The organism is Bacillus sp. SIMBA_005, assembly GCF_046535585.1.
In the GTDB taxonomy this organism is placed as follows: Bacteria; Bacillota; Bacilli; order Bacillales; family Bacillaceae; genus Bacillus; species Bacillus pumilus.
Map to the genome: position 1 here is coordinate 1 of NZ_JAWRWI010001006.1, position 243 is coordinate 243.

1 protein-coding gene is annotated in these 243 nt (G+C 37.4%); it reads right to left on the reverse strand.

Annotated features, from left to right (window positions below; genetic code table 11):
* Nucleotides 1–243 (reverse strand): AAA family ATPase (locus SB660_RS23120; RefSeq protein WP_410584881.1); only part of this gene is annotated, 243 nt, incomplete at both ends.

Below are 243 nucleotides of genomic sequence, written 5' to 3' on the forward strand. Positions count from 1 at the left end.
ATCCGCACCTACGTTTGATGTCATAATTAAAATCGTATTACGGAAATCAACTGTACGGCCTTTTGAATCTGTTAAGCGTCCATCTTCTAACACTTGTAATAAAATATTAAATACATCCGGATGTGCTTTTTCAATTTCGTCTAAAAGAACAACTGAGTAAGGTTTTCTTCTTACTTTTTCCGTTAACTGGCCGCCTTCTTCGTATCCAACATATCCTGGAGGTGAACCTACTAAGCGTGAAGT